The sequence below is a fragment of the Streptomyces sp. B15 genome (assembly GCF_018070605.1).
Lineage (GTDB): Bacteria > Actinomycetota > Actinomycetes > Streptomycetales > Streptomycetaceae > Streptomyces > Streptomyces smyrnaeus.
In genome coordinates this window covers 1-7,520 of the sequence record NZ_JAGPXJ010000168.1, presented here as the reverse complement: position 1 = coordinate 7,520, position 7,520 = coordinate 1, and the positions used below count along the sequence as shown (strand labels likewise).

At 71.4% G+C, this 7,520-nt stretch carries 7 protein-coding genes; 6 read left to right on the top strand and 1 reads right to left on the bottom strand.

Features of this window, described 5'->3' with window-relative positions:
- The first annotated feature begins 583 nt into the window (after positions 1–583).
- From KBY19_RS35160 to KBY19_RS35145, 4 genes are read left to right on the top strand one after another with little or no spacing between them, the layout of a single operon-like run.
- Complete coding sequence (locus KBY19_RS35160; protein WP_099880180.1) at positions 584–1,510, top strand: carbohydrate ABC transporter permease; 927 nt, start codon at positions 584–586, stop codon at positions 1,508–1,510.
- A gap of 5 nt (positions 1,511–1,515) precedes the next feature.
- On the top strand, positions 1,516–2,346 hold the full coding sequence (locus KBY19_RS35155) for a sugar ABC transporter permease (protein WP_099880177.1): 831 nt from the start codon (positions 1,516–1,518) through the stop codon (positions 2,344–2,346).
- Between the two features lie 50 nt (positions 2,347–2,396).
- Entirely contained in the window at positions 2,397–4,061 is a 1,665-nt protein-coding gene (locus tag KBY19_RS35150) for a glycoside hydrolase family 13 protein (protein WP_210967454.1), read from the top strand.
- Positions 4,058–5,071, top strand: coding sequence for a LacI family DNA-binding transcriptional regulator (locus KBY19_RS35145; RefSeq protein ID WP_210967453.1), 1,014 nt, complete (start codon positions 4,058–4,060; stop codon positions 5,069–5,071). The genes KBY19_RS35150 and KBY19_RS35145 overlap by 4 nt, the downstream gene beginning before the upstream one ends.
- 25 nt (positions 5,072–5,096) lie before the next feature.
- Here the strand turns inward: KBY19_RS35145 and KBY19_RS35140 are convergent, their stop codons facing one another.
- Positions 5,097–5,753 (bottom strand): response regulator transcription factor, encoded by a 657-nt coding sequence (locus tag KBY19_RS35140; RefSeq protein WP_099880170.1) that lies wholly within the window; start codon positions 5,751–5,753, stop codon positions 5,097–5,099.
- 156 nt (positions 5,754–5,909) lie between these two features.
- Between KBY19_RS35140 and KBY19_RS35135 the strand changes: the two genes are divergently transcribed.
- Positions 5,910–6,848, top strand: a complete 939-nt coding sequence (locus KBY19_RS35135; RefSeq protein ID WP_099880167.1) for an ATP-binding cassette domain-containing protein — start codon at positions 5,910–5,912, stop codon at positions 6,846–6,848.
- A 2-nt stretch (positions 6,849–6,850) separates the two neighbouring features.
- A partial coding sequence (locus tag KBY19_RS35130) for an ABC transporter permease (protein WP_210967452.1) occupies positions 6,851–7,520 on the top strand: 670 nt, incomplete at its 3' end.

Sequence of the window (7,520 nt, the reverse complement as noted above, 5' to 3'; positions counted from 1 at the left end):
CCCCCAAACCCCCGGTCCTCGCCGGACAGGCGTAGGGCGGGCTCCGCCCCCTAGGACCCCCCTTCCGCAATCACAAAAGCCATTGCCTTACGTGAAGTCCCCCATCGACTTGAGGTCCCCGGTTCGGCCGGTGGCGACCCTGCGGGAGCGTCGCCGGTGCGACTCCTCCCGCGAAGGAGACACCGGCAACGCAATTGCGGCTCCCTCCCGCCCGGCGTTGCCGGTAACGCCGGTGCGGGCGGAGTGGCACCAACACTCGACCCGCAGGGTCGTCACCGGCCGGATTGGGGGCAGCAACAGGCAAGCGGATTGCACGTATGTCAATGGCTTGCCTGGTTGCGGAAGGGGGGTCCTAGGGGGGCGAAGCCCACCTAGCGGGGGCCGTTGGGTGGGGGTCCCCCCGGCCGAAGGTTGGGGGAGGAGCCCCCCGACACGACCCCTCGGCGGCAGCCGAAAACGCAAGGGGGCGTGCCCCCACAAGGCAGGGGCGGCGGCAGCCGAAATCGCAAGGGGGCGTGCCCCCACAACAGGGGGCACCCCCCCGGCGGAGCGGGGGTATGGCCCCATGAGAAGGAAGGTCATGATGAGGCGGGTCACAGTTTGGGCGGCGAGACATTGGTGGGCGTGGGCCATGGTGGCCCCGGTGGCCCTGGTCATCGGACTGATCGTCGGCTACCCCCTCACCCGCGGCATCTACCTCTCCCTCACCGACGCCGACGAAGCCAACGTGGAACGTACGATCGGCGTCAACCACATCCCGGCGACCTATGAGTTCATCGGCCTCGACAACTACACGGCGATCCTGTCCGACAGCGTCTTCTGGGACCGGCTGGGCTGGACGGCGGTGTGGACGGTCGGATGCGTCGGTTTCACCTTCGGCCTGGGGCTGACGCTCGCGGTGATGCTCAACCGGAAGGTGAAGGGGCGCTCCTTCTACCGTGTCGCGATGATCGTGCCGTGGGGCATCCCGGCCTTTGTCTCCGTCTTCGCCTGGAAGATGCTGTTCAACGAGAAGAACGGCCTGCTCAACAAGGTGTTGGACGGCGGGGGTATCGACGGGGTGCCGTGGTTGGGGGACCCGGTGTGGGCGAAGGTCTCCGTGGTCGCGGTGAACGTCTGGCTCGGCGTCCCGTTCATGATCGTCGCGATGCTGGGTGCGCTGCAGGCGATACCGGGGGAGTTGTACGAGGCGGCCGAGATGGACGGTGCCGGTCCCTGGCAGCGGTTCCGCAACATCACGCTGCCGGGCGTGCGCTCGGTGAGCAGCACGGTGATCCTGCTCAGCACCATCTGGACGTTCAACATGTTCCCGGTGATCTTCCTGCTCACCAAGGGCGGGCCCGAGGATTCCACGGAGATCCTGGTGACGTACGCGTTCCGGCTGTCGTTCGTCAACAGCCCGCGTGACTTCGCCACGTCAGCGGCCTGGGGTGTGCTCATCCTGCTGCTGCTCTCGCTGTTCACGGTGGTCTATCGGCGGGCACTGCGCCGCCAGGGAGAGGCGTGGTGACAACCATGAGGACGACGAAGAGAAGCCCGCTCGCCTCCGTCGGGCTGCACGCGGGTCTGCTGCTGGGGACGGCGTGTGCGCTGTTTCCGCCGCTGTGGCTGCTGGTGACCTCGTTCAAGCCGGAGAGCGAGTCGTTCACCACCGCGCTGGTGAAGGACTTCACCTTCGGCAACTACCGGCACGTCATCGCCGATACCCGTTTCCTCACCTGGTTCGGCAACTCGCTGATCGTCGTGGTCGGGACGACCGTCATCGGGGTGCTCATCGCGGCGACCACGGGGTACGCACTCAGCCGGTTCCGCTTCCCCGGTATGCGGCCGCTGATGTGGGTGCTGCTGATCACCCAGATGTTCCCGATGGCCGTGCTGATCGTCCCGCTGTACAACACGATGGCGAAGCTGGGGCTGCTCAATCAGCCGCTCGGGCTGATCATCACCTATCTGACCATCGCCGTGCCGTTCTGCGCGTGGATGATGAAGGGCTTCTTCGACACGATTCCCGTCGACATCGACGAGTCGGGCCGGGTGGACGGGCTCAACCCGTTCGGCACGTTCTGGCGGCTGATCCTGCCGCTGGCCAAGCCCGGTATCGCCGTCACCGGCTTCTACACCTTTGTGACCGCGTGGGCGGAGGTCGCCTACGCGACCGCCTTCATGACCGGCGAGGAGAACCTGACCCTGGCGGGCGGTCTGCAGACCTTCGTCAACCGCTACGGCTCCGACTGGGGCTCGATGACGGCCGCCGCCGTCGTCATCGCCGTACCGGCCGCCGTGGTCTTCGGTTTCGCCCAGCGCCATCTGGTCGGGGGGCTGACCGCCGGCGCGACCAAGGCGTAGCCGCGGCGGCCCTCTGCTCCGGACGAACACCTCAACTCTTCAGGGACGACATGACTCAGCACAGCAGTGCACCCCAGGCCGAAGGCATCACGGAGGGGGCGCCCCGGGCTGTTCCGTCGGCGCGGCCCGGCGCGACCGGCTGGTGGCGCGACGCGGTGATCTACCAGGTGTATCCGCGCTCCTTCGCCGACGGCAACGGCGACGGCATGGGCGATCTGCCCGGTGTACGGCAGCGGCTGCCGCACCTGGCCGAGCTCGGCGTCGACGCGGTCTGGCTCAGCCCGTTCTACGCCTCCCCGCAGGCGGACGCCGGGTACGACGTCGCCGACTACCGCGCCATCGACCCGATGTTCGGGACGCTGCACGACGCGGACGCCCTCATCAGGGACGCGCACGCGCTCGGACTGCGCGTCATCATCGACATCGTCCCCAACCACTCCTCCGACCAGCACGAGTGGTTCAAACGCGCCCTGGCGGGGGACGCGGCGGCCCGGGAGCGCTACCACTTCGCGGCCGGAAAGGGGCCGCGGGGCGAGCTGCCGCCCAACGACTGGGAGTCCGTCTTCGGCGGCCCCGCCTGGAGCCAGGTGCCCGGCTCCCCCGGGGTGTGGTACCTGCATCTGTTCGCGCCCGAGCAGCCCGACTTCAACTGGGACCACCCGGCCGTCCGCGACGAGTTCCGCTCCGTGCTGCGGTTCTGGCTGGACATGGGCATCGACGGCTTCCGGATCGATGTGGCGCACGGCCTGGTCAAGGCGGCGGGGCTGCCCGACATGGGCAGCACGGAGCAGCTGAAGCTGCTGGGCTCCGCCGAGCTGCCGTTCTTCGACCAGGACGGCGTGCACGAGATCTACCGCTCCTGGCGGCAGGTCCTCGACGAGTACCCGGGGGAGCGGGTCGGTGTCGCCGAGGCCTGGACGCCCAGCGCCGAGCGCACCGCGCTGTACGTACGCGAGGACGAACTGCACCAGGCGTTCAACTTCCACTACCTCAACACCGGCTGGGACGCGGCGGCGCTGCGCGAGGTCATCGACGCCTCCCTCTCCTCGCTCGGCGCCGTCGGCGCGCCCGCCACCTGGGTGCTGTCCAACCACGACGTGGTGCGCCACCGCACCCGGCTCGGCGGCGGCCACGGCCGGGGGCGCGCTGCCTCGCTGCTGATGCTGGCGCTGCCCGGCTCCGCCTACCTCTACCAGGGCGAGGAGCTGGGGCTGCCCGAGGTGACCGAACTGCCCGACGAGGCGCGCCAGGACCCCTCCTTCTTCCGCTCCAGCGGTCAGGACGGGCTCCGCGACGGCTGCCGGGTGCCGCTGCCCTGGGCCGAGGAGGAGAGCGCCGACGGCGGCAGCTCCTACAGGTTCGGCAGCGGCGGCAGCTGGCTGCCCCAGCCGCCCGGCTGGGGCGCCCTTTCCGTCGCCGCGCAGACCGGCGACCCCACCTCCACGCTGGAGCTCTACCGCACCGCGCTGCGGCTGCGCCGGGAGCGGCCCGAGCTGGGCGACGGCGAACCGCTGGAGTGGCTGCCCGCGCCCGAGGGCGTGCTGGTGTTCCGGCGCGGCGCGTTCGTGTGCGCCGCCAACACCCGCAGCCGGCCGGTACGGCTGGACTCCCGGCCCGGGGAGCTGCTGCTGGCCAGCCGTCCGCTGGACCAGCACGAGACGGCGGCCGGGGTCGAGCTGCCCGGCGACACGACCGCCTGGTGGGTCGCCGGATGACCGGTGCCCTCACCGCGCGCCTCGCCGACATCGCGGCGCAGGCCGAGGTCAGCGAGGCCACGGCGAGCCGGGTGCTGAACGGCAGAGGGGGCGTGGCCGCCACCACCCGGCAGCGGGTGCTGGCCGCGGTGGACGTCCTCGGCTACGAGCGCCCCGCGCGTGCCCGGCAGCGCAGCGCGGGGCTGGTCGGACTGGTCATCCCGGAACTGACCAACCCCATCTTCCCGGCGTTCGCCCAGGTCATCGAGCAGTCCCTGTCGGGGTACGGGTTCACGCCGGTGCTGGGCACGCGGATGCTCGGCGGCGCCACGGAGGACGAGCTGGTCGGCCAGCTGGTCGAGCGTGATGTGTCGGGCATCATCTTCCTCTCCGGCCTGCACGCCGATCTGACGGCCGACCCGGCCCGCTACGCCCGGCTGGCCGAGCGCGGTGTGCCGTTCGTCCTGATCAACGGCTACAACGACCGGATCAGCGCGCCTTTCGTCTCGCCCGACGACCGGGCGGCGGCTGCGATGGCGGTGGAGCATCTGCGCCAGCTGGGACACGAACGCATCGGACTGGCCGTCGGCCCGGAGCGGTTCGTCCCCACCCGCCGCAAGGTCGCCGGCTTCACCCGCGCGGTGCGGGAGGCCGGGTGCGAGCCGCGTATCCAGCACACCCTCTTCACCGTCGAGGGCGGCCACGCCGCGGCCGGTGCGCTGATCGACCAGGGCTGTACGGGCATCGTGTGCGGCAGTGACCTGATGGCTCTGGGCGCCGTACGGGCGGCCCGGCAGCGGGGCCTGCGGGTGCCGCACCAGGTGTCGGTGGTCGGCTACGACGACTCCGAGTTCAACGCCTTCACCGACCCGCCGCTGACCACCGTCCGCCAGCCGGTCCGCGCCATGGCCAACGCCGCCGTCCACGCCCTGCTGGAGCCGATGGGCGGCAGCCCGATGGCGGAGACGGAGTTCGTCTTCCAGCCGGAGCTGGTCGTCCGGGGGTCGACGGCGCACGCGCCCGGGGGCTGAGCGGAACTTCGGAGCGCGAGCTCGCCTACGAGGACGGCACCAGCCCCGCCTCGTAGGCGAGGATCGCGGCCTGTACGCGGTTCTTCATCTCCAGACGGGCCAGGATCTGGCTGACGTACGTCTTCACCGTGCCCTCGACCACGTGCAGCCGGGCGGCGATGTCCGCGTTGGACAGGCCTGCACCGACCAGGCCCAGCACCTCCCGCTCGCGGGGAGTCAGCCCGGCGGTGCGGGCCTGGGCGGTCGCCCGGCGGCCCAGCTGCCCGGCGGCCATATGCGTGATGACGTGCCGCGCCACGGCGGGGGAGAGGTAGGCGCCGCCCTCGTGAACGGCGCGTACACCCGCCAACAGCTCCCTGGGGTCACCGGACTTGAGGACGAAACCGGCGGCGCCGGAGCCGAGCGCGGTGGCGATGTACTCGTCCTCGCTGAAGGTGGTCAGCATCATCACCGCGCTGTCCGGGCAGGTGCGCCGCAGCTCGGCCGCCGCACGCAGCCCGTCCAGCTTCGGCATCCGGATGTCGAGCAGACACACATCGGGGCGGTGCCGCTGCGTCAGCGCGACGGCCTCCCGCCCGTCGGCCGCCTCCGCCACGACCTCGATGTCTCCGGCCGACGCGAGGATCGCCCGTACCCCGCCCCTGATCATCGCCTCGTCGTCCGCCAGCAGTACCCGGATCATCGTGTTCCCGTCCCCGCTCTCGCCCCGCTCACGGAAGCACGCTAACCCAGTGCCCGTGGGGCGGGCCCGGCGGCGCCGCCTCCCTGACGAAAGTGCAGTGGTGCCGACGACCAACGTGCACTGTCCGGGCTCCGGCCGCTGCCTACCGTCCAGGGCATGCTCACACTGCGCGGACTGACCAAGAGATACGGCGACAAGACCGTCGTCGACGACCTGACGCTGGAGGTGGCACCTGGCAAGGTCACCGGATTCCTCGGCCCCAACGGGGCCGGCAAATCCACCACCATGCGCATGGTGGTGGGGCTGGACGAGCCCACCTCCGGCGCGGCGCTGATCCGTGGGACGCCGTACGCCGAGCTGGCCCACCCGCTCCGGGTGGTGGGCGCGCTCCTCGACGCGCGTGCCGCGCACCCCCGGCGCACCGCCCAGCAGCATCTGCTGGCCATGGCCCGCAGCAACGGGATTTCCGCGCGCCGGGTGCCCGAGGTGCTCGACGCGGTCGGTCTGACGGAGGTGGCGGGCAAGCGGGCGGGCTCCTTCTCGCTGGGAATGGCCCAGCGCCTGGGCATCGCCGGTGCGCTGCTCGGCGACCCGGAGGTACTGCTGCTGGACGAGCCCGTCAACGGCCTCGACCCCGACGGGGTGCTGTGGGTGCGCACGCTTCTGCGCTCCCTCGCCGCCGAGGGCCGGACCGTCTTCCTCTCCAGCCATCTGATGAGCGAGATGGAGCTGACCGCCGACCGGCTCGTGGTCATCGGCCGGGGCCGGCTGCTGGCGGACGGGCCGACCGCGGAGGTCGTCGGGGCCGGCGCCGGCCGCACCGTGTGCGTCCGCGGCCCGCAGCACGGCGGGCTGTCGGCGCTGGCCGACCGGCTCAGGCGGGAGGGTGCCGAGGTGGCCCGGCCGGCGCCGGACGAGCTGTCCGTGAACGGCGTGCCGCTCGAACGCGTCGGCGACCTCGCCCATGAAGGACATGTGCACCTGTACGAACTGCGCGCCGACGAGGCGTCGTTGGAGGAGGCTTATATGCGACTGACGTCACAGAGCGTGGAGTACGCCCAGGAACGGCGTACCGACCTGGAAGCGGGGGTGTGACGGTGGCTGCCGCCCTCGCCCCGCCCACGGCGGCCCCGCGCGGGACCCGCTCCCGCAGTGCGGGACTGCGCGGCGCCCTCGCCGCCGAGTGGACGAAGCTCGTCTCGCTGCGCTCGACCTGGTACCTGCTGCTGGGCGCGGCCGTGCTGACCGGGGTCATCGCCTCCGCGGCGGGGGTCCTCACGCACGACCCCGCCGCCTCGCCCGGCGACCCGGCCGTGATCGCCGAACTCAACGGCCTGGGGCTTGTGCTGGCGGCCCTGGCCATGCTCTCGGTCACCGGGGAGTACGCCACCGGGAGCGTCCAGACGTCCCTGCTGTGCGTGCCCCGCCGAGGGCGCCTGCTGGCGGCCAAGACGTTGTTGCTCTCAGCCGTCACCTTCGTGGCGGGGCTGGTGTGCGGCCTCTTGGCCGTGGTGTGCGGGGCACTGACGCTGGAGGAGAGCACGTTCGACGCCGCCACCGTCGGCGGCCAGGTGCTCCTCGTCGGGACGCACGCCGCCTTGCTGAGCGTCATGACCGTGGGGCTGGCCGCTGTCGTACGCAGGTCGGCGGGGACGGTCACGGCGCTGTTCGGACTGCTGTTCCTGGTGCCGATGGCGCTGGATGTGCTGCCCGGCGGCGACGTCCTCGTCGATCTCCACCCGGCCGGCGCCACGGAGGCCCTGGCAC